Source organism: Niallia sp. FSL R7-0271 (genome assembly GCF_038005785.1).
In the GTDB taxonomy this organism is placed as follows: Bacteria; Bacillota; Bacilli; order Bacillales; family Cytobacillaceae; genus Niallia.
The window spans coordinates 299,985-325,615 of sequence record NZ_JBBOTZ010000001.1; the positions used below are offsets into that span (position 1 = coordinate 299,985).

The following is a 25,631-nucleotide window of genomic DNA, read 5'->3' on the forward strand; positions in this document are numbered from 1 at the left end:
ATGGAAGAATCTAGGATTAATATCCTATTTTTGTATGTGGAAACGAAAGAAAATTAGCTGTTTTTTTAATGATAGCAAGCCTTGAGCTCCATTTTAAAACCGAGAAAGAAACTTGGCTTTTGAACTTCCACATTATTGCAAACCGATATTGTAAGTGATAAGATTATTTCTAAAAGTATTATGAAAATAAATGAAATGGTTATACTGAAAAAGGCACAATAAACATATTCAAATAAAAAGCAGTCAAATAGAGAGAAATTATTCAGCATGGCAGATGCTTTGCATCCTCTTTATGGAGGAGATGTTTGCAAATTGTGCCCAAAATTTCTCTGTCTTTGGCTGACTTTTCAGTTTTAGCTAGCTATAAAAATTATAGAGTCATTTGAAATATTTCTCCTATTAACTTGGTTGAAAAGTATCTCATACTTGAGAAAAAAAGCATATAGCCTCGGAGTTTCTCCTTATAATTTTAAGTGATGATTATAATCCACAAAAACTTATGCATTCATAAAAAATATACGTAGTTTATTGTAATTATTAACTGTTTGGGGAAAAAACGGATAAGTGGACGGGTCAAACCATTTTTTATATGTTTCATTGATGGTAAAAAGGGGTACATACAATGGTTATTATTGGGGTAGACCATTATACCGTGGATATTTTTAATGACTAGAAGGAGATTGAATATATTGGTTAAGTTTCAAGATTTAGGCATCAGTTCTGCGACAATGAAAGCTTTAAATAGAATGGGGTTTGAGGAAGCGACTCCTATTCAAGCCGAAACAATTCCGTTGAGCCTTCAAAATAAGGACCTTATCGGTCAGGCGCAAACAGGAACAGGAAAAACAGCAGCATTCGGTGTGCCTCTAGTAGACAAAATAGATATAAGCAATGAAGTAGTGCAAGGCATAATCATTGCACCAACACGTGAATTAGCGATACAAGTATCAGAAGAGCTATACAAAATTGGTTTTGGAAAGCGTACAAGAGTATTGTCCATTTTCGGAGGCCAAGACATTAACCGCCAAATCCGTGCACTGAAGAAGAATCCGCATATCATTGTAGGAACTCCAGGGCGGATATTAGATCATATCAACAGAAAAACACTTCGTTTAGATAATGTTTCTACTGTTATATTGGATGAGGCAGATGAAATGCTGAACATGGGATTCATCGATGATATCGAAGCAATCCTTTCTAAAATTCCAGAAGAGAGACAAACATTGCTATTCTCAGCTACAATGCCTCCGCAAATCAGAAGAATGGCAGAGCGCTTCATGAAGGAGCCTCAAGTGGTCAAGGTAAAAGCAAAAGAAATGACTACACCGCTTATTGAACAATATTATGTTGAAACACAAGAAAAAACGAAGTTCGATATTTTAACAAGATTATTGGATATCCAATCACCAGAATTAGCAATCATCTTCGGACGCACAAAGCGCCGTGTTGATGAGCTGTCTGAGGCTTTGAACCTGCGCGGTTATACAGCAGAAGGCATTCATGGTGACCTTAGCCAAGCGAAACGTATGTCTGTTTTGCGTAAATTTAAAGAAGGTGCCATTGATGTTCTTGTAGCTACAGATGTTGCTGCACGTGGATTGGATATTTCCGGAGTTACACATGTTTATAATTTCGATATCCCGCAAGATCCAGAAAGCTATGTGCACCGTATCGGAAGAACGGGAAGAGCTGGTAAAGAAGGAATGGCGATTACGTTTATCACATACCGTGAAAGATCATATCTTCAAGTTGTCGAAAAAGTGACAAAGAAAAAAATGGAGAAGATGATTCCGCCTACTGTTGATCAAGCACTAGAAGGACAGCAAAAAGCTGTATTGGAAAAAATCATGCAGACAATTGATGAGAATAATCTTGATTCTTACAAAACAGCTGCAGATGAACTTCTGGAACAAAAAGATGCTTCTACAGTTGTAGCTGCTGTTCTAAAAATGATGACAAAAGAACCGGATACAACTCCAGTTAAATTGACAGAGGAAAAGCCGCTTCCACAAAGACGTGACCGTAAGTTTAATGACCGCAACAGCGGTGGCGGTTATAAAGGCAAGAAGAGCTATAACTCTAACTCTAATTCTAATTCTCGCCAAAGACAAGGCTACAGCAACAAAAGATCAGGCCAATCTAGCAGCAGCAGCTATTCTAAATCTAATTCTTACAGATAAGAATTCAACCCCTGTGAAGTGAATCTTCACAGGGGTTTTTTATGTTTTTTCTTGTGCATACTAACCAAAAGGCTTATAAGGAAGGATGTTAGCCAATTGACTATATTCAAACTAGGCTATGTTGCAATGAGTGAAAATCTCAAAAATGCATCACCATCTCAAACGATGACATATAAGCAATTCTCCCAAATTGCGAATAAGGAAGCGGCATTGCAGAAGCTTGAGAGGATTGCCATCAGCAATCTTGAGAATTGCTTAAGACTCTTAAAACATAATATAGGTAATGATATTCACTTCTTTCGTTTTAGCTCTAAGCTGATACCTCTTGCCAATCACCCAGAGCTTCAAGGCTGGAACTTTATGCGGCCGCTGAAACCAAAGCTGTCAGAATTGGGGGAATGGGTGAAGAAGCATTCCATGCGCGTCGATTTTCATCCTGACCATTTTGTTGTTTTAAACAATTCTCATGCTGATATCTTAAAAGCATCCTTGAAGACACTGTCTGTCCATGAGGGGTTGCTGAAAGGGATGGCTATAAATACTACTCACAGATGTGTGCTTCATGTCGGAGGAGCCCATGATGATAAGGAAGGGGCACTAGAGCAGTTTATCGTCAATTGGGGATTTGTTCCTGAGAAGCTGCAAAGAATGATTATCCTTGAAAATGATGATACGACCTTTACGATTGATGACACCCTTTATTTATGTGAAAAATTAGGGATACCGTTTGTTTTTGATTTGCATCATCACCTAGCCAACCATACGGACAGCAATTGGGAGGAACAGTGGCCGAGAATGATAGAAACGTGGAAAGACTCTCCGCTACCTCTGAAAATGCATATATCCAGTCCCCGTTCTGAAGCAGAATTTCGGGCGCACGCCGATTATATTGATGTTGATATGTTTATGGGATTTTTGGAGAAAGTCAATCAGACTTTGCCAGAAATACATTGTATGATTGAAGCGAAAGCAAAGGATAATGCCCTCTTTCAACTGGCAAAAGATCTTCGTGAGTCAGGGAGGGCAGAATTCATTGATCAGTCTACCTTTACTTTGAAAAATCAATCATAAATGAGTTTTTTAGGTCAGCGAAACAGACCGATTAATGCAAGCAAAATAATAATTGTCCAAATCGTCAGCGTTCGCGCTGGCGGTTTTCTGTTTGAGCGAACTCTTCCTTTGAGTTCTAAAAACTCTTCTTTATACGAAGAGAAGATTTTTCTGCCTTTCGCTTCAATAAGGCTCCCGGCTGCCATTCCAAAGAAAAAGCCGAATAGATGTGCAGCAATATTAATATTGGGTTGGAGGAACGTCATGATTAAGCTTAATGCCGCAATCGTGCCAATTACTTGTGAATTATTCCTTGATATAATATCTTTGCGGAATACAATTAAAGCGATATAGTAGCCGAATAGACCAAAAATGCTGCCGCTTGCACCGAGATGTGAAAAGGTGAGCGGTTCTGTCACAAGGGTGGCGAGATTTGCTAATATGCCAGTTAACAAGTAAATAGCAATAAATTTAAATTTACCAAGTATTCTTTCTAATGCAGGTCCAAATAAAAAGATGCTGAAGCAATTGAACAGGAAATGGGAAAAGCTCGTATGCAGGAAAATCGGTGTGATCAGTCTCCACCAGTCTCCTTGGATAATATAGAGATTGACGCCAACCATGTTCGTCATGATAAGCTGGTTTGGAAAAACAGGCAGTACAGTTGATAAGTAAACCAACAAGTTAATGAACAGAATGAGAGAAACAATAGGATAGTAAGTTAAATACTCTTTAAAGCTTTCTCTTCTTGTAAACAATAAAAAACCTCCTTTGCACTTAGTTTCATGATAGCCAATGGGAAGGGAAAGATACAAATAATTTATGCTTACTAAATAGAAAATAGAAGGATGTGTCCTGATGATAAAGGGAATTGGAATCGATATTGTAGAACTTAAGAGAATAGCTGAGCTGCTAGAGCGTAAACCGCAATTTGCGGACAGAATTTTGACAGCATATGAAAAGGAAAGATTTGATAAACTGCTATTAAAAAGAAAAATAGAGTTTCTAGCAGGCAGATTTGCAGCAAAGGAAGCATTCTCAAAAGCTGTTGGAACAGGTATTGGCAAAGGGCTCAGCTTTATAGATATAGAAGTTGGGCAAACCGAGCAAGGTAAGCCGTATATAGTCAGGCCTTATTCAGATGGAGTTCATTTATCCATCACCCATAGCAGCGAGTATGCGTTCGCCCAGGTGGTAATAGAGGAATAATAACCAAAAAAATGAACAGCTTGTTTCTTTCTGATGTGCATATTCCCTATAGTTGTCTCATATATTCATAGAGCAAAAGGAGACAAGTTTAAAGTCAGCTTTATGCTAATAAGACCTAAACTTCTCTTCTTAAATCGATGAAATGAGAATAAGGGAGTTGAAAAAATGAACAAGAAATTATGGTTGCTTTTCGTAGGGCTAGCGGTCATGGTAATGTTAACTGCCTGTGGAACAAAATCCAAGGAGGATGTACTTAAAGATTTGGATGAAAAGGTTGCTACAAAAGGCTATAAAGCCGATGCAGAAATGACATTGCAAATGGGCACTGAGCCGCAAACCTATGATGTTCAAATCTGGCATAAAGATCCTACGTATTACAGGGTGAATTTAAAGAATGCGAAAAAGGACCAAAGCCAGATGATCCTCAGAAATGATGAGGGTGTTTATGTACTGACACCAGCATTGAACAAAAGCTTTAAGTTTCAAAGCGATTGGCCAGAAAACAGCAGCCAAGCGTATCTATATGAGTCTTTAGTTAAGGACATCGAGGAAGACAAGGATGCGAAATTCTCCTCTACAGATAAATATTATGTATTTGAAACAAAAACTAGATACCAAAATAATAAGATGCTGCCTACACAGGAAATCACTTTAAACAAAAAAGATTTATCACCTGTGAGTGTTAAGGTGAAGGACACAGACGGCAAAGCACTTGTCACTGTGAAATTCTCTAATGTGAAATTTGATGTGAATTTTGATAAAGCTGACTTTGATTTACAAAAGAGCATGACTGCAGCCAAACTAGCTGTGCCTGTAATGGCTGAAGTGGATGAGGATGAATCATTCTCCGTCAAATATCCGGAAACTTTATTAGGTGCAAGCCTTGTTGAAGAGAAAAAGGTTGCAACTGAAGATGGTGAAAGGGTAGTTCTGACATATGACGGACAGAAATCATACACAATCATTCAAGAAAAAGCAGAAGTAGCCCCTGCGACAGCAGGTCCAATTAATATGACTGGAAATCCTGTCGACTTAGGTTTTGCGATTGGAGCTGTTTCTGGCAATAAGATATCGTGGACATATGAAGGAGTAGACTATGTTATTGCATCTACAGAGCTGTCAGAGGATGAAATGGCAGAGATAGCACGGTCTGTTCAAGGAGAAGCAATTAAATAAGCCGTAAACAAGCCGGGTGTGGTACCACACCCGGCTGTTTTTTTGTTATGCTGGTCCGTATCATTGATAATTTATTGACAAGCAAAAGTGGAAATAGAATAATTTAACTATTATACTTCGTGTTTAGGAAAGAAGGAAGGTTAGCTTTGATGCTAGAAAATACATTTTTTCGGGATACTTGGGCAGAAATAAATTTAGATTATATAGAAGAAAATGTGAAAAACATGAGAAGCAGGATGAAGCAAGACAGCAAACTTTTTGCAGTAGTGAAAGCGAATGGTTATGGTCACGGAGCTGAAGAGGTTGCTCGTGCTGCACTTCATGCAGGAGCAGATTATTTAGCGGTAGCTTTTTTAGATGAGGCTCTTTCACTACGGAAAAAGGGCATTGCTGCACCGATATTGGTATTAGGAGCAAGCAGACCTGCTGATGCCTTAATAGCAGCACAGCAAAACATCTCCTTGACCGTTTTTGATATACAATGGTTAGAAGAAGCTGCGATTCAACTGCAAGGCAGTGATATTAACATTCATGTAAAAGTCGATTCAGGCATGGGAAGATTAGGGCTAAGAACGGAAAGGGAAGTTAAGGGAATTGAGGAATTTCTTTCTCGGCACACAGAGTTTATTTTAGAAGGAATTTATACCCATTTTGCAACAGCAGATGAGCGTGATTCCGATTACTTAAACAAGCAGTCACAAAAATTCGCAGAAATATTAGCTAGCTTTACAGCTAAGCCTCCGATTGTACATTGCAGCAATAGTGCTGCAGGACTTCTTCATCCTGAACTGGCGTTCAATGGAATCAGGCTGGGGATTTCCATGTACGGCTTGTCTCCTTCAATGGAAATTGAAGAATTGCTACCATTTAAGCTTAAAGAAGCTTTCTCGCTTCACACAAAAATTGTCCAAGTGAAAAAGCTTCAAAAGGGTGATAAAGTAAGTTATGGTGCCACATATGAGGCGAAGGAAGATGAGTGGATTGGGACATTGCCGATAGGTTATGCAGATGGGTGGCTCAGAAAGCTGCATGGCCAAGAGGTTCTTGTTGATGGCAGAAGAGTTCCGATTGTAGGCAGGATATGCATGGACCAATGTATGATTAAACTTCCCTTTCAAATGGAGGTTGGAACAAAGGTTACATTGGTTGGAATTCAGCAAGAGCAAGCGATTTCTATTAATGAAATTGCCAAAAAACTGGACACGATAAATTATGAAGTGACCTGCACCATTGCTAGCAGAGTGCCGAGAGTATATATAAAAGACAAAGCACAGCGAAATATCGTTAATCCGCTCCTAAATTAATGTAATGGAAACATACTATGCAGAATAGGATTAATAAGGGTTGCTGCCTAAATACTTGAGGCAGTGTGTGAATATAAAAAAATGTACAAAATTTATTGGGAATGATGCATAAAACCTATAATTTTTGGCGGATAATACATTAGAATTGCTGAATGGACTTTGCAGATTGGGTTATTAGTGGTATGATTAAAAAAAAGAGCTAAATATGGTGTGTAGTGATGGTGGAGGTGTATGTTTGTGTCTGAATCCAGCGCAACGACAGAGATCATGATAAAATTACCAAAGCATTTATTATCTGAATTGGACGGCTTCGTAAAGCAAGAAAATGTGAATCGTAGTGAATTTATTTATCAAGCAACGAAAATGTACCTTCGTGAACGGAAAAAGAGACATATCCGGGAATCAATGAGAAGAGGCTACATGGAAATGGCAAAATTAAATTTATCCATTGCATCGGAAAGCTTTCTAGCAGAATATGAGGCAGAGCATACAGTAGAACGTCTAGTTAGCGGAGGATAATCCTTTGATTGTCAAACGTGGTGACGTTTATTTTGCAGACCTATCCCCAGTTGTTGGCTCAGAGCAAGGCGGTGTCCGTCCTGTACTTGTCATTCAAAACGACATCGGGAATCGGTTCAGTCCCACAGTCATTATTGCAGCAATTACGGCTCAAATTCAGAAGGCTAAATTGCCGACTCATGTGGAAATTGACGCGAAGCGCTATGGTTTTGAGAGAGATTCAGTAATTCTTTTGGAACAAATTCGCACGATAGATAAACAGAGGTTAACGGACAAAATTACCCATCTTGATGATGAAATGATGGAAAAAGTAGATGAAGCTCTGCAAATAAGCTTGGGTCTCATTGAATTTTGATAGGGATTATTGCGCTCTTTTTTAAAGAGCGTATTTTTTTTGCATTCATGCACATAAATTTTATATATTTTTCTTGAAAACAGGTTTTGAGGCAGACGATAAAGGGAAAATAGAAAAGTCAAATAGACTTTGTTCATATTCGAAGCATATTAATGGTTCGTAAAGATATTGTATACTAATAATTTCATCTGCTAGTTATGAAATTTGATGATGATAGACCTGTAAAAAACCCCATTACTATCATCCGAATATGTTAAAATGGAGGTTGAACCTTGAAAAAAGAAATAATAGATTTTTTGAAATCTAATCATAAAGAAATCCATTCTGACTGGCTCAACAAGATGGAAGAAAATAGGGATAAACTGACTATCAGGATCACCTCTGATCATGATTATTACATGATGGGCGAGGAATTTATTAACCTGCTCCTTGTGGATTCATTAGGTAATAAAGTGTTTAATGATAAGCTGCCTGCTTTTATAGAAAAGGCTGTCAGCTATAATTGGCCTCTCCGGTTCTTGGTGCAAGGAATACAGGTGCTTGAGCAGGTAGTGTTGGAACATCTGGAGAAATCTGAGTCGAGTCATAATAAGGCCTATGAGCAAGTCAGCCTCTTAAATGCTTGGGTTCATCCACTGTGCCAAAGGATTGTAGAAGTATACTCCGAAACATGGGAAAGGACTTTCTCCTTGCAAAAGATTGCGCTGCAGGAACTGTCAGCTCCTTTAATTCCAGTTTTTGATGGAATTACAATAATGCCGCTTGTTGGTACAATAGATACACAGCGTGCAAAGCATATAATGGAAAATCTGCTCCAGGGTGTAGTTAAGCACCGATCAGAAGTTGTGCTGATTGATATAACAGGTGTTCCTGTTGTTGATACGATGGTTGCCCACCATATCATTCAAGCCGTTCAAGCCGTTCGGCTGGTAGGAGCAAAAAGCATGATTGTCGGAATTAGGCCGGAGATTGCACAAACCATTGTTAATCTTGGAATTAAATTAGATCAGTTTGAAACGAAAAATACATTAAAAAAAGGCATGGAAAAAGCTTTAGAATATACAAACAGAAAGTTGGTTGAAATTGGTGAATAAAGTGAGAATACCAATATTAAAGCTGCATGATTGTTTGCTTGTTTCTATCCAGTGGGAGTTGGATGACCAGACAGCCCTCCAGTTTCAGGAGGATTTGCTGAATAAAATCCATGAAACAAGTGCAAATGGTGTCGTAATCGATTTAACTTCTATTGATTTTATCGATTCATTTATAGCGAAGGTGCTGGGCGACGTTATTGGCATGTCCAAATTGATGGGTGCCAAGGTTGTGTTGACAGGCATTCAACCTGCTGTTGCAATTACGTTAGTAGAACTTGGGATCAGCTTGAATGATGTGTTGACCGCCCTAGATCTAGAAAAAGGTTTGGAGAAATTACAACAGGAATTGGGGGATTGACCTATGGGAGACCAATCCTGCGTAAAGATTGTCAACGAGTGGGACATTGTAGCTGCTCGTCAATTAGGAAGAAATGTAGCAAAAGAGCTAGGGTTCGGTACCGTAGATCAAGCGAGAATAACTACGGCTATTAGTGAGCTAGCTAGAAATATATACTTATATGCTGGCCAAGGCCAAATATGCATCAGCAAGCTTTCCGAGAACGGCAAAGTTGGCTTGAAATTAAGTGCTGTTGACAGCGGTCCAGGTATTAAAGATTTACGCCAGGTCATGCAGGACGGATTTTCGACCTCAGGCGGATTAGGAGCTGGCCTTCCGGGAGTGAAAAGGCTGATGGATGAGTTCCAGATAGAAACAGCAGTAGGAAAGGGTACAGATATCCAAGCAATCAAGTGGCTCAGATAAGGAGGGGGAACATGGATTTCCGTGAAATGATGGATTCTAAGTATCGAGATCTTCTTGTCAGTTACATCAAAGACGAATCTGAGCAAGCCCTCTATCAAGGGCAGAAGTTCAGCAGGAAATCGATTGAACATAAAATATCACCAGAGGATATCATAAGCCTACATAAATACTTAATGATGGATTTATATCCAGATTTACCGGAGCATGTAACAAGGTCTTTTGATATATTGCTCGAGGTTATGATGGGTTACGGTCTTGCGTACAGAGAGCATCAGAGCCTCCGCCATGTGCAGCAGGAGATTAGAAGCGAGATGGAGATTGCTTCTAATGTTCAGCAAACCTTGCTGCGTACAGAGATTCCTGATGTGGAAAGTATTGATATTGGTGCAATAAGTGTTCCTGCTAAAATGATGAATGGTGATTATCACCATTTTGTACAGGATGAAGATAAGTTTATCAATATTGCCATAGCTGATGTTATCGGCAAAGGGATACCTGCCGCTCTTTGTATGTCCATGATTAAGTATGCGATGGACAGTCTGCCGGAAAACCGCAACTTTCCAAGTAAGGTTCTGGAAAACTTGAACCGAGTAGTTGAACAAAATGTTGATCCAAGCATGTTTATAACAATGTTCTATGGCGCTTATGAAATGCAAACACATATTTTTCATTATGCTTCTGCCGGTCATGAACCAGGATTTTTCTTTGAAGCAAAAACCGGTGAGTTCAGCGACTTGGAGGCAAAAGGGCTCCTTTTAGGTGTAGATAAACAAGCTAAATATAAACAGTTTGAAAAAGAAGTGAATATTGGCGATATGATTATCCTGATGTCAGACGGCGTGACTGAGTGCAGGACAGAAGAAGGTTTTATCGAAAAGGAAACTTTAATCGGTTACATAAAAAAACATATTCACTTGAAAGCACAGGAAATAGTTAACAATGTCTATGAAGAGCTAGTGAAAATACAGGATTTTCAACTAAGAGATGATTTCACTTTAATTATTTTTAAAAGAGAAGTTTAAACTTCCTGCGCATCGGGTATTTATCTAAGACATTAGAATGTTAAAGGTGGGTCGTACATGAATATTGTGATAGATGTAAACGAAAAAGAGTTAGATGTTGATATTAAGGTGGCTGGTGAAATTGACGCATATACAGCACCGAAATTAAAAGAAACAATTTATTCCTTCTCTGAAAAAGAGGGTGTAAGGATGACTATAGACTTATCAGATGTAAATTATATGGACAGCACAGGTCTTGGAGTATTTGTTGGCGTCTTTAAAAATGTACGTTCAAACGATGGAGAATTTAAGCTTATCGGCTTATCTGAACGCCTAATCAGGCTGTTTGAAATAACAGGTTTAGCAGATATTATCGACATTAACAGTAAGATTGAAGGTGGGATTAAATGAGCCAGCATTTTGAATACATTGAAATGAAAATCCCTTCAAAACCAGAGTATGTAGGTATCATTCGGTTAACCCTTTCCGGAATTGCGAGCAGAATGGGATTTAATTACGATGAGATTGAGGACTTGAAAATTGCCACAAGTGAAGCATGTACAAATGCTGTTCAGCATGCTTATAAAAATAAAGAGTCAGGGGAAGTGCTGATTGGGTTTCGACTTTATAATGACCGTCTAGAGGTTATTGTTGCTGATAATGGAAAAAGCTTTGATTTTGACAGCACAACAAAAGATATCGGACCATACGATCAGGATGAATCTATTGAGTTCCTTCGAGAAGGAGGCCTTGGACTCTATCTGATTGAAACACTAATGGATGAAGTTAAAATTCATCACAATGAAGGTGTTACGGTCTTGATGACGAAATACCTTGAGGGAGAGCAGGTGGAGAGTGATGCCGAGACAATCTCAACCTAAGCGCCAATTAACAAAAGAAGAAGTAAATGAGCTTATAAAAAAATTCCAGCTAAATCAAGATGAGGAAGCCCAGAATATACTTGTGATGAATTATCGGGATTTAGTAGAAGTGCTGGCAAGAAAGTACTCTAAAGGAAAAATGTTTCATGAGGATATCAGCCAGGTAGGCATAATCGGGCTGCTCGGAGCTATTCGCAGATATGACGAAAGTTTTGGGAAAAGCTTTGAAGCATTTGCTGTGCCGACTATTATAGGTGAGATAAAAAGATTCTTACGAGACAAGACGTGGAGTGTCCATGTTCCTAGAAGAATAAAAGAGATTGGTCCGAAAATAAAGAAAACAGTAGAGCATTTAACAACTGAATTACAAAGATCACCAAAAGTTGATGAAATTGCTGACTATCTAGAAGTCTCTGAAGAGGAAGTGCTTGAGGCAATGGAGATGGGTAAAAGCTACCAAGCTTTATCTGTTGACCATTCCATCGAGGCAGACTCTGAGGGCGGTACAGTAACCTTGCTTGATATTGTAGGGGATGTAGATAAAGGCTTTGAGCGTGTCAATCAAAAGCTTGTGCTTGAAAAAGTGCTGCATGTATTGAGTGAGAGGGAAAAGAGTATCATTCAATATACATACCTGGATAATATGAGCCAGAAGGAAGCTGGTGACAAGCTCGGAATTTCCCAAATGCATGTCTCCAGACTGCAAAGAAGGGCGATTAAAAAACTCCAGGAAGCGATTCATGCTGAATCCAGCAATTCGGAGTTTATTCTATGACTGCTATAGCTGACTCCAACATTCAAGTTTTAGCACATCAGACGAACAAGCAAGGTAAAACATTATGTGGTGACAGCTATTTTTTTCTATCGACAGAAGAATACTTTATCTGTGTGCTTGCAGATGGCCTGGGGAGTGGAGAGTTTGCCAATGAATCATCCCAAGCGGTAGCAGACGTAATTGAAGGTAATCACACTGCAGACGTGGAAGAATTGATGGAGTTGGCAAACAAGGCTCTTCTTAAGAAAAGAGGTGCCGCTGTTAGTGTTTTCAAAGTGGATTATGAATCGAAAAGCATTAAGTACAGCTGTGTCGGAAATATCCGGTTTTTCTTGTACACTTCCGGCGGAAAACTCACCTACCCGCTTCCTGTAACAGGTTATCTGTCAGGAAGACCACAAGTTTATCATACTCAAATTTTTTCATATGAAGCTAATTCGAAGTTCCTTGTCCATTCAGACGGCTATAATATTCAAGGAGTGAAGGATTTACTGAAGGGCTATCACCCATTGCGTAATATTGCCGATACAATCGCCAAAAAATATAATAATTCAGATGATGATTCTACCTTTATTTTAGGAAGCTTGCTTTAATGTAAGCTTTTTTTTTTGTCTTTTAAAGTTTGATATACCTTATTTTGGGATGATAGGGTTAGATAATTTCATTCAATATATAGTAATATGAAGGAAGCAACTCTTTATGATACATATAAGGAAGGACAGTGGTAGTTCGTATGGAGAAAGTTTTAATTAAAGAGGATTATCAAAATATGATTGCGAAGGAGCAATCAATCACGAAAAAACAAGTATCTAGTGTTCTTGCGCTTTTAGAAGAGGGGAATACAGTGCCCTTCATCGCCCGTTACCGCAAGGAGCAAACCGGTGCTTTAGACGAAGTGCAGATAAAGGATATTATGGACCGATATCATTATATTCAGAACCTGGAGCAGAGGAAAGAAGAAGTTATACGGTTGATAGATGAACAAGGAAAGCTTACAGAAGAATTGCGAAAGAGTATTTCAGCATCTGTTAAGCTGCAAGAAGTAGAGGACTTATATCGTCCTTATAAGCTTAAAAGACGAACTAAAGCTACAATTGCAAAGGAAAAAGGGTTAGAGCCACTTGCTCAATGGCTGCTTGAATATAACGGTAGCTCTCCTATAGAACAAGAGGCAGTTAAATATATTTCAGAAGAAAAAGAAGTGCTGACAGCTGAAGATGCCATCGCAGGTGCAAGGGATATTATTGCAGAGGTAGTATCAGATGATGCTGACAGCAGGAAATGGATACGAAATAAAACATTTCAAGGAGGACTTATCGCATCAAGTGCTAAAGATGCTGATAAAGATGAAAAAAATGTTTATGAAATGTACTATGAATATGAGGAGCCTTTAAACAAAATTGTACCTCATCGTACATTGGCGTTAAATCGAGGCGAGAAAGAAGACATATTGAAAGTATCCATTAAGGCGCCTGTTGATACAATTGTCAGCTATCTCGAAAAAAAATGGATGAAAAGAGAAGGTTCCCCGTCTCATGACACGATTAAAGCTGCAATTGAAGACAGCTATAAGAGACTTATACAGCCTTCTATTGAGAGGGAACTTCGAGGAGAGCTGACAGAAAAAGCCGAGGAGCAAGCAATTCATATCTTCTCGGAAAATCTTCGGAATCTGCTGCTACAGCCGCCTCTAAAAGGGAAAATGGTGTTAGGAGTCGATCCAGCTTACAGGACAGGCTGTAAATTAGCAGTCGTAGATGAAACGGGTAAGGTGTTAGAAATAGGAGTTATCTATCCTCATCCCCCGGTCTCGAAAGCGAAAGAAGCAGCTGCTAAGTTTCAAGAGCTGTTAACAAAATATAAAATTGAAATGGTTGCTGTAGGGAATGGAACAGCCTCCAGGGAAACAGAACAATTTGTTGCCGAGCAGATTAAGAAGCAAGACAAGGAAATATTCTATCTGATTGTCAATGAGGCAGGGGCGAGTGTATACTCAGCTTCAGAAATTGCCAGGGAGGAGTTCCCGAACTTTCAAGTAGAGGAAAGAAGTGCAGTATCCATTGCAAGAAGGCTTCAAGATCCTTTGGCAGAACTAGTGAAAATTGATCCGAAGTCAGTCGGCGTCGGACAATATCAGCATGATGTGTCTCAGAAAAAACTGTCCGAATCTCTTGGATTTGTCGTTGAAACGAGCGTAAATAAAGTTGGGGTTAATGTAAATACGGCATCTTCTTCTCTTTTGCAATATGTTGCTGGTCTTTCTAAAGCGGTAGCTAATAATGTTGTTAAAAAGAGAGAAGAAGAAGGAAAGTTTACAAACAGAAAGCAGCTAAAGAAGATTCCGAGGCTCGGTGCGAAAACATATGAACAGGCAATCGGCTTTTTGCGCATATTAGACGGTGATGAACCGTTAGACAGAACAGGAATACATCCGGAGCATTATGATGAAGTGAAGGCCCTGTTGAAAAAAATCGGTTTTGATTCTAAACAAATTGGGACAGATGAATTGAAGGAAGCATTAAGCGGTCTTAATATAAAGGCGGTTTCAGCTGAGCTTGGAATCGGTGAGTTGACTTTAGGTGATATTGTCGATGCTTTAATGCGTCCAAGTCGTGACCCAAGGGATGAACTTGCAGCACCGCTCCTTAGAACGGATGTTTTGAAGCTTGAAGATTTACAAGCAGGCATGGAGCTTCAAGGGACTGTCCGGAATGTTGTTGACTTTGGTGCCTTTGTTGATATCGGCGTTAAGCAGGACGGTTTGGTTCATATCTCAAAACTCAGCAATAAGTTTGTTAAGCACCCATTGGATATAGTGAGTGTAGGCGATGTGGTCACAGTATGGGTCGACGGTATTGATCATAATAAAGGAAGAGTCGCTTTGACTATGCTGCCGCCAAAAGCATAATTTCCAATGCTGAAAAAACCAAAGGACATGCTTAGTCCTTTGGTTTTTTATTTTCATGAGCAATTTTTTCTTCTATAATAATACCAGCATTGGTTAAGCAACCTGACTTGGTAGGTGTTTTTTTCATAAAACGCCTTTTTAATTTGATTTTGCAGCCATGTAGGCATAAGCTTATACCCCCTTTGTAATGTGCTGAAAAAATAGATGAAGCGCAGTTGCTGCTAAACCCAGCTTAGTAAAGGAAATATAAATCCTAGTAGTTACGAATTGCTGATGCTTAAATCATCATATGCTATAATATTTGTCTTGTTGAGGAGGGGACACTATTGACTGATCAGGAGCTGCAATTGTTAGTGGAAGAATTGTCAAACACTCATTTTAAAATACCGTTTATGCATAAAGCATCCTTTAACCCGAGACTCAGGACAACTGGAGGCAGATATTTACTGAACAGCCACAATATTGAGATCAATAGAAAGTACTTAGATGAATTGGGGATGGAGGAACTAATCGGAATTATTAAACATGAGCTGTGTCATTACCATCTTCATATAAATAAAAAAGGCTATCAGCATAAGGATGCTGATTTTAAAAACTTGCTGCGAAAAGTGGGGGGGCCCCGTTTTTGTTCTTCCTTGCCGCAGGAAAAAACGCAAAACAAACCAAAGCGAACACTCATATACAGATGCCAATCATGTAATCAAATTTATTTTCGCCGAAAAAAAGTAGATATGAAAAAGTATGTTTGCGGGAAATGCAGAGGGAAATTGAGTCTTGAGGAGATAAGAAACAGCTAGAAATTACAGTGTTTATAAGGCATTTATATGCAGTGAAGGCATGTTCAGATTCGTTTTAAAAAAAGTTTTAGAAATACGCTTGACTTTTAATATATACCTGCCTATAATGTAAAGAGTCGACAAGAGAGAGCGACGAACTAACGAAGTTCTCTAGATGACAAGCTTTATAGAATAAACATTATTCCGCAGTAGCTCAGTGGTAGAGCACTCGGCTGTTAACCGAGCGGTCGTAGGTTCGAATCCTACCTGCGGAGCCATTATTTTTTTCGGGGAAGTACTCAAGAGGCTGAAGAGGCGCCCCTGCTAAGGGTGTAGGTCGCGATAGCGGCGCGAGGGTTCAAATCCCTCCTTCTCCGCCATTATTTTTTAATGGCCCATTGGTCAAGCGGTTAAGACACCGCCCTTTCACGGCGGTAACACGGGTTCGAATCCCGTATGGGTCACTTTATTAATTTAATAAACATTATGCAAAAAGCGAAATGGTCCCGTGGTGTAGCGGTTAACATGCCTGCCTGTCACGCAGGAGATCGCGGGTTCGATTCCCGTCGGGACCGCCATTTTTGTTGGTGGGCTATAGCCAAGCGGTAAGGCAACGGACTTTGACTCCGTCACTCGTTGGTTCGAATCCAGCTAGCCCAGCCATTTTTAAGAGCCATTAGCTCAGTTGGTAGAGCATCTGACTTTTAATCAGAGGGTCGCAGGTTCGAATCCTGCATGGCTCACCATTTATTATTGTAGATTCGCGGGTGTGGCGGAATTGGCAGACGCACTAGACTTAGGATCTAGCGCCGCAAGGCGTGGGGGTTCGACTCCCTTCACCCGCACCATGAATTTTAAACGAAATCGTTTATTGTAGTATGATGAAGGTTATCTAATATAGTGCGGTCGTGGCGGAATGGCAGACGCGCTAGGTTGAGGGCCTAGTGGGGGTTAACCCCGTGGAGGTTCAAGTCCTCTCGGCCGCATCTTTAAAAGACACTTGACAACCAGATATAAACATTATATGATAGTAAAGTCGCTTTCGTGGATATGCGCCCGTAGCTCAATTGGATAGAGCGTCTGACTACGGATCAGAAGGTTATGGGTTCGACTCCTTTCGGGCGCGCCATATTAGCGGGAAGTAGCTCAGCTTGGTAGAGCACTTGGTTTGGGACCAAGGGGTCGCAGGTTCGAATCCTGTCTTCCCGACCATTATCAAGTTGATTTAAGAAATTATAATTTAAATGCGGGTGTAGTTTAATGGTAAAACCTCAGCCTTCCAAGCTGATGTCGTGAGTTCGATTCTCATCACCCGCTCCAATTTATTTAAAATTGCTCTTTGAAAACTGAACAAACAAAACGTCAACAATAATCGTTTTTATAACTTGCGTTATAAAGATGAAAACAAAGTAACAAAAAGCTAGAGTTTAGCAAATGAGCTAATCTTACTCTTTATCGGAGAGTTTGATCCTGGCTCAGGACGAACGCTGGCGGCGTGCCTAATACATGCAAGTCGAGCGGACTTAAAAAGCTTGCTTTTTAAGTTAGCGGCGGACGGGTGAGTAACACGTGGGCAACCTGCCTGTAAGACTGGGATAACTTCGGGAAACCGGAGCTAATACCGGATAATCCTTTTCTACTCATGTAGAAAAGCTGAAAGACGGTTTACGCTGTCACTTACAGATGGGCCCGCGGCGCATTAGCTAGTTGGTGAGGTAACGGCTCACCAAGGCGACGATGCGTAGCCGACCTGAGAGGGTGATCGGCCACACTGGGACTGAGACACGGCCCAGACTCCTACGGGAGGCAGCAGTAGGGAATCTTCCGCAATGGACGAAAGTCTGACGGAGCAACGCCGCGTGAGTGATGAAGGTTTTCGGATCGTAAAACTCTGTTGTTAGGGAAGAACAAGTACGAGAGTAACTGCTCGTACCTTGACGGTACCTAACCAGAAAGCCACGGCTAACTACGTGCCAGCAGCCGCGGTAATACGTAGGTGGCAAGCGTTGTCCGGAATTATTGGGCGTAAAGCGCGCGCAGGCGGTCCTTTAAGTCTGATGTGAAAGCCCACGGCTCAACCGTGGAGGGTCATTGGAAACTGGGGGACTTGAGTGCAGAAGAGAAGAGTGGAATTCCACGTGTAGCGGTGAAATGCGTAGAGATGTGGAGGAACACCAGTGGCGAAGGCGACTCTTTGGTCTGTAACTGACGCTGAGGCGCGAAAGCGTGGGGAGCAAACAGGATTAGATACCCTGGTAGTCCACGCCGTAAACGATGAGTGCTAAGTGTTAGAGGGTTTCCGCCCTTTAGTGCTGCAGCAAACGCATTAAGCACTCCGCCTGGGGAGTACGGCCGCAAGGCTGAAACTCAAAGGAATTGACGGGGGCCCGCACAAGCGGTGGAGCATGTGGTTTAATTCGAAGCAACGCGAAGAACCTTACCAGGTCTTGACATCTCCTGACAATCCTAGAGATAGGACGTTCCCCTTCGGGGGACAGGATGACAGGTGGTGCATGGTTGTCGTCAGCTCGTGTCGTGAGATGTTGGGTTAAGTCCCGCAACGAGCGCAACCCTTGATCTTAGTTGCCAGCATTTAGTTGGGCACTCTAAGGTGACTGCCGGTGACAAACCGGAGGAAGGTGGGGATGACGTCAAATCATCATGCCCCTTATGACCTGGGCTACACACGTGCTACAATGGATGGTACAAAGGGCAGCAAAACCGCGAGGTCGAGCCAATCCCATAAAACCATTCTCAGTTCGGATTGTAGGCTGCAACTCGCCTACATGAAGCTGGAATCGCTAGTAATCGCGGATCAGCATGCCGCGGTGAATACGTTCCCGGGCCTTGTACACACCGCCCGTCACACCACGAGAGTTTGTAACACCCGAAGTCGGTGGGGTAACCTTTTAGGAGCCAGCCGCCTAAGGTGGGATAGATGATTGGGGTGAAGTCGTAACAAGGTAGCCGTATCGGAAGGTGCGGCTGGATCACCTCCTTTCTAAGGAAAAATGGAATTCGTTCCATTCACAGATTGTTGATGATTTTGTTGTTCAGTTTTGAGGGAGCAATTCCTCAAAACATCAGGGTAATGAGTAGCGAGCAGATCAAGGAAACGACTGATCGAGCACCGCAGCGTACGACAGTACGTGAGGAGCACAGAGAAGAAGTTGACGCAGAGATGCGAAGTTAATCATTAGCCGAATTTGTTCCTTGAAAACTAGATTATGAATAGTAAGAACCAAGAAAGAAACCGAGTAATCGCCATCTTAGATTCTCTATTATTAGTAGAATTTTAGGGTAAAGAGAAACGAGCAGGTCGAGGAAGCGACTAAACGAGCACCGGAGCGTACGACAGTACGTGAGGAGCGGAGTGAGGGAGCTGACGAAGAGATGCGAAGTTTATCTTTAGCCGAATAAGTTAAGTTAGAAAGGGCGCACGGTGGATGCCTTGGCACTAGGAGCCGATGAAGGACGGTACTAACACCGATATGCTTCGGGGAGCTGTAAGTAAGCTTTGATCCGGAGATTTCCGAATGGGGGAACCCACTATCCGTAATGGGATAGTATCGTTACTTGAATACATAGAGTAACAGAAGGCAGACCCGGGGAACTGAAACATCTAAGTACCCGGAGGAAGAGAAAGCAAACGCGATTCCCTGAGTAGCGGCGAGCGAAACGGGATTAGCCCAAACCAAGAGGCTTGCCTCTTGGGGTTGTAGGACACTCTACATGGAGTTACAAAGGAACGGGGTAGATGAATAGGTCTGGAAAGGCCAGTCATAGAAGGTAAAAACCCTGTAGTCGAAACTTCGTTCCCTCCTGAGTGGATCCTGAGTACGGCGGGACACGTGAAATCCCGTCGGAAGCAGGGAGGACCATCTCCCAAGGCTAAATACTCCCTAGTGACCGATAGTGAACCAGTACCGTGAGGGAAAGGTGAAAAGCACCCCGGAAGGGGAGTGAAATAGATCCTGAAACCGTGTGCCTACAAGTAGTTAGAGCCCATTAATGGGTGATAGCGTGCCTTTTGTAGAATGAACCGGCGAGTTACGATTACATGCGAGGTTAAGTTGAAGAGACGGAGCCGCAGCGAAAGCGAGTCTGAATAGGGCGTAATAGTATGTGGTCGTAGACCCGAAACCAGGTGATCTACCCATGTCCAGGGTGAAGTCCAGGTAACACTGGATGGAGGCCCGAACCCACGCACGTTGAAAAGTGCGGGGATGAGGTGTGGGTAGCGGAGAAATTCCAATCGAACTTGGAGATAGCTGGTTCTCTCCGAAATAGCTTTAGGGCTAGCCTCAAGGTAAGAGTATTGGAGGTAGAGCACTGTTTGGACTAGGGGCCCCCATCGGGTTACCGAATTCAGACAAACTCCGAATGCCAAATACTTATCCTTGGGAGTCAGACTGCGAGTGATAAGATCCGTAGTCAAGAGGGAAACAGCCCAGACCACCAGCTAAGGTCCCAAAGTATACGTTAAGTGGAAAAGGATGTGGAGTTGCTTAGACAACCAGGATGTTGGCTTAGAAGCAGCCACCATTTAAAGAGTGCGTAATAGCTCACTGGTCGAGTGACTCTGCGCCGAAAATGTACCGGGGCTAAACGTATCACCGAAGCTGTGGATTGACATCTAGTGATGTCAGTGGTAGGAGAGCGTTCTAAGGGCGTTGAAGCTAGACCGTAAGGACTGGTGGAGCGCTTAGAAGTGAGAATGCCGGTATGAGTAGCGAAAGATGAGTGAGAATCTCATCCACCGAATGCCTAAGGTTTCCTGAGGAAGGCTCGTCCACTCAGGGTTAGTCGGGACCTAAGCCGAGGCTGAAGAGCGTAGGCGATGGACAACAGGTTGATATTCCTGTACCACCTTATGAATCGTTTGAGCGATGGGGGGACGCAGGAGGATAGGGTAAGCGTGCTGTTGGATTAGCACGTCCAAGCAGTTAGGCTGGTAATGAGGCAAATCCCATTACCGTGAAGGCGGAGCTGTGACGGCGAGGGAAATATAGTACCGAAGTTCCTGATTCCACACTGCCAAGAAAAGCCTCTAGCGAGATTCAAGGTGCCCGTACCGCAAACCGACACAGGTAGGCGAGGAGAGAATCCTAAGGTGAGCGAGAGAACTCTCGTTAAGGAACTCGGCAAAATGACCCCGTAACTTCGGGAGAAGGGGTGCTCTTTTGGGTGCAAGCCCGAGAGAGCCGCAGTGAATAGGCCCAGGCGACTGTTTAGCAAAAACACAGGTCTCTGCGAAGCCGTAAGGCGAAGTATAGGGGCTGACACCTGCCCGGTGCTGGAAGGTTAAGAGGAGGGGTTAGCGTTCGCGCGAAGCTCTGAATTGAAGCCCCAGTAAACGGCGGCCGTAACTATAACGGTCCTAAGGTAGCGAAATTCCTTGTCGGGTAAGTTCCGACCCGCACGAAAGGTGTAACGATCTGGGCACTGTCTCAACGAGAGACTCGGTGAAATTATAGTACCTGTGAAGATGCAGGTTACCCGCGACAGGACGGAAAGACCCCGTGGAGCTTTACTGTAGCCTGATATTGAATTTTGGTACAGCTTGTACAGGATAGGTAGGAGCCTTGGAAGCCGGAGCGCCAGCTTCGGTGGAGGCATTGGTGGGATACTACCCTGGCTGTATTGACATTCTAACCCGCACCCCTTATCGGGGTGGGAGACAGTGTCAGGTGGGCAGTTTGACTGGGGCGGTCGCCTCCTAAAAAGTAACGGAGGCGCCCAAAGGTTCCCTCAGAATGGTTGGAAATCATTCGTAGAGTGTAAAGGCACAAGGGAGCTTGACTGCGAGACCTACAAGTCGAGCAGGGACGAAAGTCGGGCTTAGTGATCCGGTGGTTCCGCATGGAAGGGCCATCGCTCAACGGATAAAAGCTACCCCGGGGATAACAGGCTTATCTCCCCCAAGAGTCCACATCGACGGGGAGGTTTGGCACCTCGATGTCGGCTCATCGCATCCTGGGGCTGTAGTCGGTCCCAAGGGTTGGGCTGTTCGCCCATTAAAGCGGTACGCGAGCTGGGTTCAGAACGTCGTGAGACAGTTCGGTCCCTATCCGTCGTGGGCGTAGGAAATTTGAGAGGAGCTGTCCTTAGTACGAGAGGACCGGGATGGACGCACCGCTGGTGTACCAGTTGTCTTGCCAAAGGCATAGCTGGGTAGCTATGTGCGGAAGGGATAAGTGCTGAAAGCATCTAAGCATGAAGCCCCCCTCAAGATGAGATTTCCCATAGCGTAAGCTAGTAAGATCCCTGAAAGATGATCAGGTTGATAGGTTTGAGGTGGAAGCGTGGTGACACGTGGAGCTGACAAATACTAATAGATCGAGGACTTAACTAAAACGAAAAGCGGAAGGAGCCCGCTTAAATCGATAGGATGTTGGAGCGCGCGAGAAGCAGTCGCAAGACTGTGCACGAGTGAGTGAAACAGCCGTACGATTTGGCTTCTGCAGCTGGACATGAATGATTACTCATTCTTTCTTCTTACAACATAATCTAGTTTTGAGGGAATAACTCTCAAAATACAAATAGTCTGGTGGCGATAGCGAGAAGGTCACACCCGTTCCCATACCGAACACGGAAGTTAAGCTTCTCAGCGCCGATGGTAGTTGGGGGCTCTCCCCCTGTGAGAGTAGGACGTCGCCAGGCATATTTAATATTACCGTCGCGGGGTGGAGCAGTCTGGTAGCTCGTCGGGCTCATAACCCGAAGGTCGCAGGTTCAAATCCTGTCCCCGCAATCAAAGCAGAAAATCCTTAGGGTCTAACCTAAGGATTTTTTTTTAGAAAAAGAAACATGCTGTATTTATTAGGAAAGTTCTAGCACTATCTATATAATGAAGATAGGCTAAAAATAATATAGGACAAACTGGGTGAGTTTTATGGATAAATATATGTGGACAACAAATAATGCTGATGAGACAATGGCTTTTGCTGAAAGACTTGCTGAGCTTTTGGATCAAGGTGATGTACTGACATTAGAAGGAGACTTAGGTGCAGGAAAAACAACCTTAACAAAGGGACTTGCTAAAGGGCTAGGCATTACAAAAACAGTAAACAGCCCAACCTTTACAATTATTAAGGAGTATGCGGGCAGGCTTCCGCTTTATCATATGGATGTTTATCGTGTCGAGGATGCCTTTGAGGACCTTGGTTTTGATGAGTATTTTCATGGCAATGGAGTTACAGTGGTAGAATGGGCACACTTAATAGGGGAACAGCTGCCTGAAGAGTATTTAAACATAAGTATTCATTATAAAAATGAAACAGGAAGAGAAATTGTGCTAACCCCCTATGGGTCTAGATATGTGCAAGTATGTAAGGAGTTAATGAAATGAAAATACTAGCAATTGATACTTCCAATCTTGTATTGGGAATTGCCATTATGGATCAAGATAAAGTAATTGGAGAATATATTACGAATTTAAAAAAGAATCATTCTGTCAGGGCAATGCCGGCAGTAGAGATGCTGATGAAGGAATGTGACGTGAAACCAGCTGATTTAACAAAGATAGTGGTTGCTAAAGGTCCTGGTTCTTACACAGGTGTCCGAATAGGAGTCACAATTGCGAAGACTCTTGCTTGGACATTAAATATTCCTCTTGTTGGTGTTTCGAGCCTTGAGGTATTGGCAGCAAGTGCAGGCCGATATTTTCCTGGCAGTGTAAGTCCGTTGTTTGATGCAAGAAGGGGGCAAATTTATACAGGGCTGTACAAGTTTTCAGATGGAGCAGTAGAACAGCTGGAAAAAGACCAGCTTATTCTGGCAAAGGATTGGGTTAGCCGGTTACGAGATGAGCAAGGCAAGGTTTTATTTACAGGTAATGATCTGTCTATCCATAAAGAGCTGCTTGAAGCTGAACTAAAAGATATTGCTGTATTTGCTGATTATGCTGACTTTAATCCAAGACCGGCAGTGCTGGCGAGATTGGGGCAAACGAGGGAAGCAGAAGAGGTTCATCCGTTTACTCCAAATTATATTCGTTTGGCTGAGGCAGAAGCGAATTGGCTTAAGGCAAATAATAAAGAGTAAAAAGGAAGAGAGTAGGTATCATGGAGGATTATCTTTTTCGGGATATGACGATTGGGGATATAGATAAGGTACACATGGTTGAAACACTTTCTTTTAGCACACCATGGAGTAAAGAGGCCTTTTTTAATGAGCTGACAAAGAATCGGTTTGCCAAGTATATAGTTATAGAACATGGCGAACAGTTGGTTGGTTATATTGGAGCATGGATTGTTATAGATGAGGTTCATATAACTAATATTGCCATATTGCCTGATTTCCGGGGGCAAAAGCTTGGAGAAAAACTATTAAGAGCAATGATGGAAGAAGCGAAAAAGCAGGAAGCTAAGTCTATGACATTGGAAGTAAGGGTGACAAATATAGTTGCTCAAAACTTGTACAAAAAGCTTGGTTTCCAAAGCGGCGCTATCAGAAAGAATTATTATACCGATAATCAAGAAGATGCTTTAGTAATGTGGGTGAAAATATAATGATAAAAGATGTATTAATAATGGGAATGGAAACAAGCTGTGATGAAACAGCCGTATCCATCGTTAAAAATGGAACGGAAATCTTATCGAATGTTGTTGCTTCACAAATCGAAAGCCATAAAAGATTTGGCGGTGTTGTCCCAGAGATTGCTTCTAGGCATCATGTTGAACAAATAACATTGGTCATTGAAGAAGCACTGCGCACTGCTGATGTTTCTTATGAAAATTTAGATGCAATTGCTGTCACAGAAGGACCTGGACTTGTCGGTGCTTTGCTTGTTGGTGTTAATGCTGCTAAGGCAATCAGCTTTGCACATGGCATTCCTCTTGTTGGTGTTCATCATATTGCTGGCCATATTTATGCGAATCAGCTTGTGGATAAGTTAGAATTCCCGCTGTTATCTCTAGTAGTCTCAGGGGGACATACAGAGCTTGTCTATATGAAGGAGCATGGTCATTTTGAAGTAATTGGTGAGACAAGGGATGATGCAGCCGGAGAAGCATATGATAAAGTAGCAAGAACGCTAAATCTGCCGTACCCAGGAGGACCTCATATTGACAGGCTTGCCGCAGAAGGAAAGCCATCAATTAAGTTGCCGCGTGCATGGCTAGAAGGCAGTTATGACTTTAGTTTCAGCGGGCTGAAATCAGCAGTTATCAACACTGTTCATAATGCTGAACAGCGAGGGGAAACCATAAAGCCAGAAGATTTGGCGGCAAGTTTCCAGGAAAGTGTCATTGATGTGCTGACAACAAAAGCCTTTGACGCAGCAAAAGAGTATAAAGTAAAACAAGTAGTCCTAGCAGGCGGAGTAGCTGCAAATAAAGGATTAAGGTCTGCGTTGGAAAAGAAATTTTCAAGCCTTAATGATGTCAGACTGACAATACCGCCATTATCTTTATGTACAGATAATGCTGCGATGATTGCTGCTGCAGGAACAGTTTTCTATGAGAAGGGACAAAGAGCTTTCTCTGATTTAAATGGAAATCCTGGCTTGGATATTACTATCCACAACTAGAAATAGGTATAGGTCTAAATCCCTGTTGAAAAACAGGGGTTTTATTTTAGGATATAAACAGAAATGTCCACAACACTGTGGATAATGTGAGTAAAATCAATAGAAATT

23 protein-coding genes, 12 tRNA genes and 3 rRNA genes are annotated in these 25,631 nt (G+C 42.1%); 36 read left to right on the forward strand and 2 right to left on the reverse strand.

What is annotated here, in order from left to right; genetic code table 11:
- Positions 1 to 689 precede the first annotated feature (689 nt).
- A complete protein-coding gene (locus MKX82_RS01600) occupies positions 690 to 2,180 on the forward strand; it encodes a DEAD/DEAH box helicase (RefSeq protein WP_282581413.1) in 1,491 nt (496 codons plus the stop codon).
- 96 nt (positions 2,181 to 2,276) lie between these two features.
- A complete protein-coding gene (uvsE, locus tag MKX82_RS01605; protein WP_237940582.1) occupies positions 2,277 to 3,251 on the forward strand; it encodes a UV DNA damage repair endonuclease UvsE in 975 nt (324 codons plus the stop codon).
- A gap of 14 nt (positions 3,252 to 3,265) precedes the next feature.
- On the opposite strand, the gene MKX82_RS01610 is transcribed toward uvsE, so the two are convergent.
- Positions 3,266 to 3,988, reverse strand: a complete 723-nt coding sequence (locus MKX82_RS01610; protein WP_233316919.1) for a rhomboid family intramembrane serine protease — start codon at positions 3,986 to 3,988, stop codon at positions 3,266 to 3,268.
- Positions 3,989 to 4,088: 100 nt separating this feature from the next.
- Between MKX82_RS01610 and acpS the strand changes: the two genes are divergently transcribed.
- The 14 genes from acpS (at position 4,089) to MKX82_RS01680 (ending at position 15,215) form a co-directional block, all read left to right on the forward strand.
- Positions 4,089 to 4,439, forward strand: a complete 351-nt coding sequence (gene acpS, locus MKX82_RS01615) for a holo-ACP synthase (RefSeq protein WP_233316920.1) — start codon at positions 4,089 to 4,091, stop codon at positions 4,437 to 4,439.
- A 165-nt stretch (positions 4,440 to 4,604) separates the two neighbouring features.
- A complete protein-coding gene (locus MKX82_RS01620; protein ID WP_233316921.1) occupies positions 4,605 to 5,615 on the forward strand; it encodes a LolA family protein in 1,011 nt (336 codons plus the stop codon).
- A gap of 149 nt (positions 5,616 to 5,764) precedes the next feature.
- The gene (gene alr / locus MKX82_RS01625; protein ID WP_341079346.1) at positions 5,765 to 6,919 is read left to right on the forward strand and encodes an alanine racemase; all 1,155 of its coding nucleotides are present in this window, start codon (positions 5,765 to 5,767) and stop codon (positions 6,917 to 6,919) included.
- Between the two features lie 237 nt (positions 6,920 to 7,156).
- Positions 7,157 to 7,438 carry a CopG family ribbon-helix-helix protein gene (locus tag MKX82_RS01630; protein WP_127740842.1) on the forward strand — a complete coding sequence of 94 codons (282 nt, stop codon included), beginning with the start codon at positions 7,157 to 7,159 and terminating at the stop codon, positions 7,436 to 7,438.
- Positions 7,439 to 7,442: 4 nt separating this feature from the next.
- Positions 7,443 to 7,793, forward strand: coding sequence for a type II toxin-antitoxin system endoribonuclease NdoA (gene ndoA, locus MKX82_RS01635; protein ID WP_019156408.1), 351 nt, complete (start codon positions 7,443 to 7,445; stop codon positions 7,791 to 7,793).
- A 272-nt stretch (positions 7,794 to 8,065) separates the two neighbouring features.
- Entirely contained in the window at positions 8,066 to 8,887 is an 822-nt protein-coding gene (locus MKX82_RS01640; RefSeq protein ID WP_233316922.1) for an STAS domain-containing protein, read from the forward strand.
- 1 nt (position 8,888) lies between these two features.
- Entirely contained in the window at positions 8,889 to 9,245 is a 357-nt protein-coding gene (locus tag MKX82_RS01645) for an STAS domain-containing protein (RefSeq protein ID WP_127740846.1), read from the forward strand.
- Positions 9,246 to 9,248: 3 nt separating this feature from the next.
- A complete protein-coding gene (locus MKX82_RS01650; protein ID WP_233316923.1) occupies positions 9,249 to 9,650 on the forward strand; it encodes an anti-sigma regulatory factor in 402 nt (133 codons plus the stop codon).
- An 11-nt stretch (positions 9,651 to 9,661) separates the two neighbouring features.
- Positions 9,662 to 10,672, forward strand: coding sequence for a PP2C family protein-serine/threonine phosphatase (locus MKX82_RS01655; protein ID WP_233316924.1), 1,011 nt, complete (start codon positions 9,662 to 9,664; stop codon positions 10,670 to 10,672).
- Positions 10,673 to 10,729: 57 nt separating this feature from the next.
- Positions 10,730 to 11,062, forward strand: a complete 333-nt coding sequence (locus MKX82_RS01660) for an anti-sigma factor antagonist (RefSeq protein ID WP_233316925.1) — start codon at positions 10,730 to 10,732, stop codon at positions 11,060 to 11,062.
- Positions 11,059 to 11,532 carry an anti-sigma B factor RsbW gene (rsbW, locus tag MKX82_RS01665; protein ID WP_233316926.1) on the forward strand — a complete coding sequence of 158 codons (474 nt, stop codon included), beginning with the start codon at positions 11,059 to 11,061 and terminating at the stop codon, positions 11,530 to 11,532. The genes MKX82_RS01660 and rsbW overlap by 4 nt, the downstream gene beginning before the upstream one ends.
- Entirely contained in the window at positions 11,510 to 12,307 is a 798-nt protein-coding gene (gene sigB / locus MKX82_RS01670) for an RNA polymerase sigma factor SigB (protein ID WP_233316927.1), read from the forward strand. Before rsbW ends, sigB begins: the two co-directional genes overlap by 23 nt.
- Complete coding sequence (locus MKX82_RS01675; protein ID WP_233316928.1) at positions 12,304 to 12,900, forward strand: PP2C family serine/threonine-protein phosphatase; 597 nt, start codon at positions 12,304 to 12,306, stop codon at positions 12,898 to 12,900. Before sigB ends, MKX82_RS01675 begins: the two co-directional genes overlap by 4 nt.
- 140 nt (positions 12,901 to 13,040) lie before the next feature.
- The gene (locus MKX82_RS01680; RefSeq protein WP_233316929.1) at positions 13,041 to 15,215 is read left to right on the forward strand and encodes a Tex family protein; all 2,175 of its coding nucleotides are present in this window, start codon (positions 13,041 to 13,043) and stop codon (positions 15,213 to 15,215) included.
- A gap of 53 nt (positions 15,216 to 15,268) precedes the next feature.
- On the opposite strand, the gene cmpA is transcribed toward MKX82_RS01680, so the two are convergent.
- Positions 15,269 to 15,382, reverse strand: coding sequence for a cortex morphogenetic protein CmpA (cmpA, locus tag MKX82_RS01685; protein WP_233316930.1), 114 nt, complete (start codon positions 15,380 to 15,382; stop codon positions 15,269 to 15,271).
- 159 nt (positions 15,383 to 15,541) lie between these two features.
- Between cmpA and MKX82_RS01690 the strand changes: the two genes are divergently transcribed.
- The 20 genes from MKX82_RS01690 (at position 15,542) to tsaD (ending at position 25,523) form a co-directional block, all read left to right on the forward strand.
- Entirely contained in the window at positions 15,542 to 16,012 is a 471-nt protein-coding gene (locus MKX82_RS01690; protein WP_233316931.1) for a SprT family protein, read from the forward strand.
- Between the two features lie 182 nt (positions 16,013 to 16,194).
- Positions 16,195 to 16,269 (forward strand) — tRNA-Asn (locus MKX82_RS01695).
- Between the two features lie 11 nt (positions 16,270 to 16,280).
- Positions 16,281 to 16,371 (forward strand) — tRNA-Ser (locus tag MKX82_RS01700).
- A gap of 12 nt (positions 16,372 to 16,383) precedes the next feature.
- Positions 16,384 to 16,455 (forward strand) — tRNA-Glu (locus MKX82_RS01705).
- 38 nt (positions 16,456 to 16,493) lie between these two features.
- Positions 16,494 to 16,569 (forward strand) — tRNA-Asp (locus MKX82_RS01710).
- Positions 16,570 to 16,579: 10 nt separating this feature from the next.
- Positions 16,580 to 16,654: transfer RNA gene (locus MKX82_RS01715), tRNA-Gln, on the forward strand.
- 7 nt (positions 16,655 to 16,661) lie between these two features.
- Positions 16,662 to 16,737 (forward strand) — tRNA-Lys (locus MKX82_RS01720).
- Between the two features lie 17 nt (positions 16,738 to 16,754).
- Positions 16,755 to 16,839 (forward strand) — tRNA-Leu (locus tag MKX82_RS01725).
- A 54-nt stretch (positions 16,840 to 16,893) separates the two neighbouring features.
- Positions 16,894 to 16,977, forward strand: a tRNA-Leu gene (locus tag MKX82_RS01730).
- Between the two features lie 66 nt (positions 16,978 to 17,043).
- A tRNA-Arg gene (locus tag MKX82_RS01735) sits at positions 17,044 to 17,120 on the forward strand.
- A 6-nt stretch (positions 17,121 to 17,126) separates the two neighbouring features.
- Positions 17,127 to 17,203: transfer RNA gene (locus tag MKX82_RS01740), tRNA-Pro, on the forward strand.
- 34 nt (positions 17,204 to 17,237) lie between these two features.
- Positions 17,238 to 17,311 (forward strand) — tRNA-Gly (locus MKX82_RS01745).
- 132 nt (positions 17,312 to 17,443) lie between these two features.
- A 16S ribosomal RNA gene (locus MKX82_RS01750) occupies positions 17,444 to 18,992 on the forward strand.
- A 418-nt stretch (positions 18,993 to 19,410) separates the two neighbouring features.
- Positions 19,411 to 22,346 (forward strand): 23S ribosomal RNA (locus tag MKX82_RS01755).
- A 191-nt stretch (positions 22,347 to 22,537) separates the two neighbouring features.
- Positions 22,538 to 22,654 (forward strand): 5S ribosomal RNA (rrf, locus tag MKX82_RS01760).
- The 16S, 23S and 5S rRNA genes sit together here with 12 tRNA genes alongside, the layout of an rRNA operon.
- Before the next feature lie 17 nt (positions 22,655 to 22,671).
- A tRNA-Met gene (locus MKX82_RS01765) sits at positions 22,672 to 22,745 on the forward strand.
- Positions 22,746 to 22,886: 141 nt separating this feature from the next.
- Complete coding sequence (tsaE, locus tag MKX82_RS01770; protein WP_341074657.1) at positions 22,887 to 23,342, forward strand: tRNA (adenosine(37)-N6)-threonylcarbamoyltransferase complex ATPase subunit type 1 TsaE; 456 nt, start codon at positions 22,887 to 22,889, stop codon at positions 23,340 to 23,342.
- The gene (gene tsaB, locus MKX82_RS01775; RefSeq protein WP_237940586.1) at positions 23,339 to 24,037 is read left to right on the forward strand and encodes a tRNA (adenosine(37)-N6)-threonylcarbamoyltransferase complex dimerization subunit type 1 TsaB; all 699 of its coding nucleotides are present in this window, start codon (positions 23,339 to 23,341) and stop codon (positions 24,035 to 24,037) included. Before tsaE ends, tsaB begins: the two co-directional genes overlap by 4 nt.
- A gap of 20 nt (positions 24,038 to 24,057) precedes the next feature.
- Complete coding sequence (gene rimI, locus MKX82_RS01780; protein ID WP_233319037.1) at positions 24,058 to 24,504, forward strand: ribosomal protein S18-alanine N-acetyltransferase; 447 nt, start codon at positions 24,058 to 24,060, stop codon at positions 24,502 to 24,504.
- Positions 24,504 to 25,523, forward strand: a complete 1,020-nt coding sequence (gene tsaD, locus MKX82_RS01785) for a tRNA (adenosine(37)-N6)-threonylcarbamoyltransferase complex transferase subunit TsaD (RefSeq protein WP_237940588.1) — start codon at positions 24,504 to 24,506, stop codon at positions 25,521 to 25,523. The genes rimI and tsaD overlap by 1 nt, the downstream gene beginning before the upstream one ends.
- The last annotated feature ends 108 nt before the right edge of the window (positions 25,524 to 25,631 follow it).

What these genes read in the sequence shown, in the direction of transcription:
- MKX82_RS01680 (WP_233316929.1), top strand. Translation starts at nt 13,041, where the DNA reads ATGGAGAAAGTTTTAATTAAAGAGGATTATCAAAATATGATTGCGAAG.
- MKX82_RS01675 (WP_233316928.1), top strand. Translation starts at nt 12,304, where the DNA reads ATGACTGCTATAGCTGACTCCAACATTCAAGTTTTAGCACATCAGACG.
- cmpA (WP_233316930.1), bottom strand. Translation starts at nt 15,382, where the DNA reads ATGCCTACATGGCTGCAAAATCAAATTAAAAAGGCGTTTTATGAAAAA.
- MKX82_RS01650 (WP_233316923.1), top strand. Translation starts at nt 9,249, where the DNA reads ATGGGAGACCAATCCTGCGTAAAGATTGTCAACGAGTGGGACATTGTA.
- MKX82_RS01620 (WP_233316921.1), top strand. Translation starts at nt 4,605, where the DNA reads ATGAACAAGAAATTATGGTTGCTTTTCGTAGGGCTAGCGGTCATGGTA.
- MKX82_RS01660 (WP_233316925.1), top strand. Translation starts at nt 10,730, where the DNA reads ATGAATATTGTGATAGATGTAAACGAAAAAGAGTTAGATGTTGATATT.
- tsaB (WP_237940586.1), top strand. Translation starts at nt 23,339, where the DNA reads ATGAAAATACTAGCAATTGATACTTCCAATCTTGTATTGGGAATTGCC.
- rimI (WP_233319037.1), top strand. Translation starts at nt 24,058, where the DNA reads ATGGAGGATTATCTTTTTCGGGATATGACGATTGGGGATATAGATAAG.
- tsaD (WP_237940588.1), top strand. Translation starts at nt 24,504, where the DNA reads ATGATAAAAGATGTATTAATAATGGGAATGGAAACAAGCTGTGATGAA.
- sigB (WP_233316927.1), top strand. Translation starts at nt 11,510, where the DNA reads ATGCCGAGACAATCTCAACCTAAGCGCCAATTAACAAAAGAAGAAGTA.
- MKX82_RS01655 (WP_233316924.1), top strand. Translation starts at nt 9,662, where the DNA reads ATGGATTTCCGTGAAATGATGGATTCTAAGTATCGAGATCTTCTTGTC.
- rsbW (WP_233316926.1), top strand. Translation starts at nt 11,059, where the DNA reads ATGAGCCAGCATTTTGAATACATTGAAATGAAAATCCCTTCAAAACCA.
- tsaE (WP_341074657.1), top strand. Translation starts at nt 22,887, where the DNA reads ATGGATAAATATATGTGGACAACAAATAATGCTGATGAGACAATGGCT.
- acpS (WP_233316920.1), top strand. Translation starts at nt 4,089, where the DNA reads ATGATAAAGGGAATTGGAATCGATATTGTAGAACTTAAGAGAATAGCT.
- alr (WP_341079346.1), top strand. Translation starts at nt 5,765, where the DNA reads ATGCTAGAAAATACATTTTTTCGGGATACTTGGGCAGAAATAAATTTA.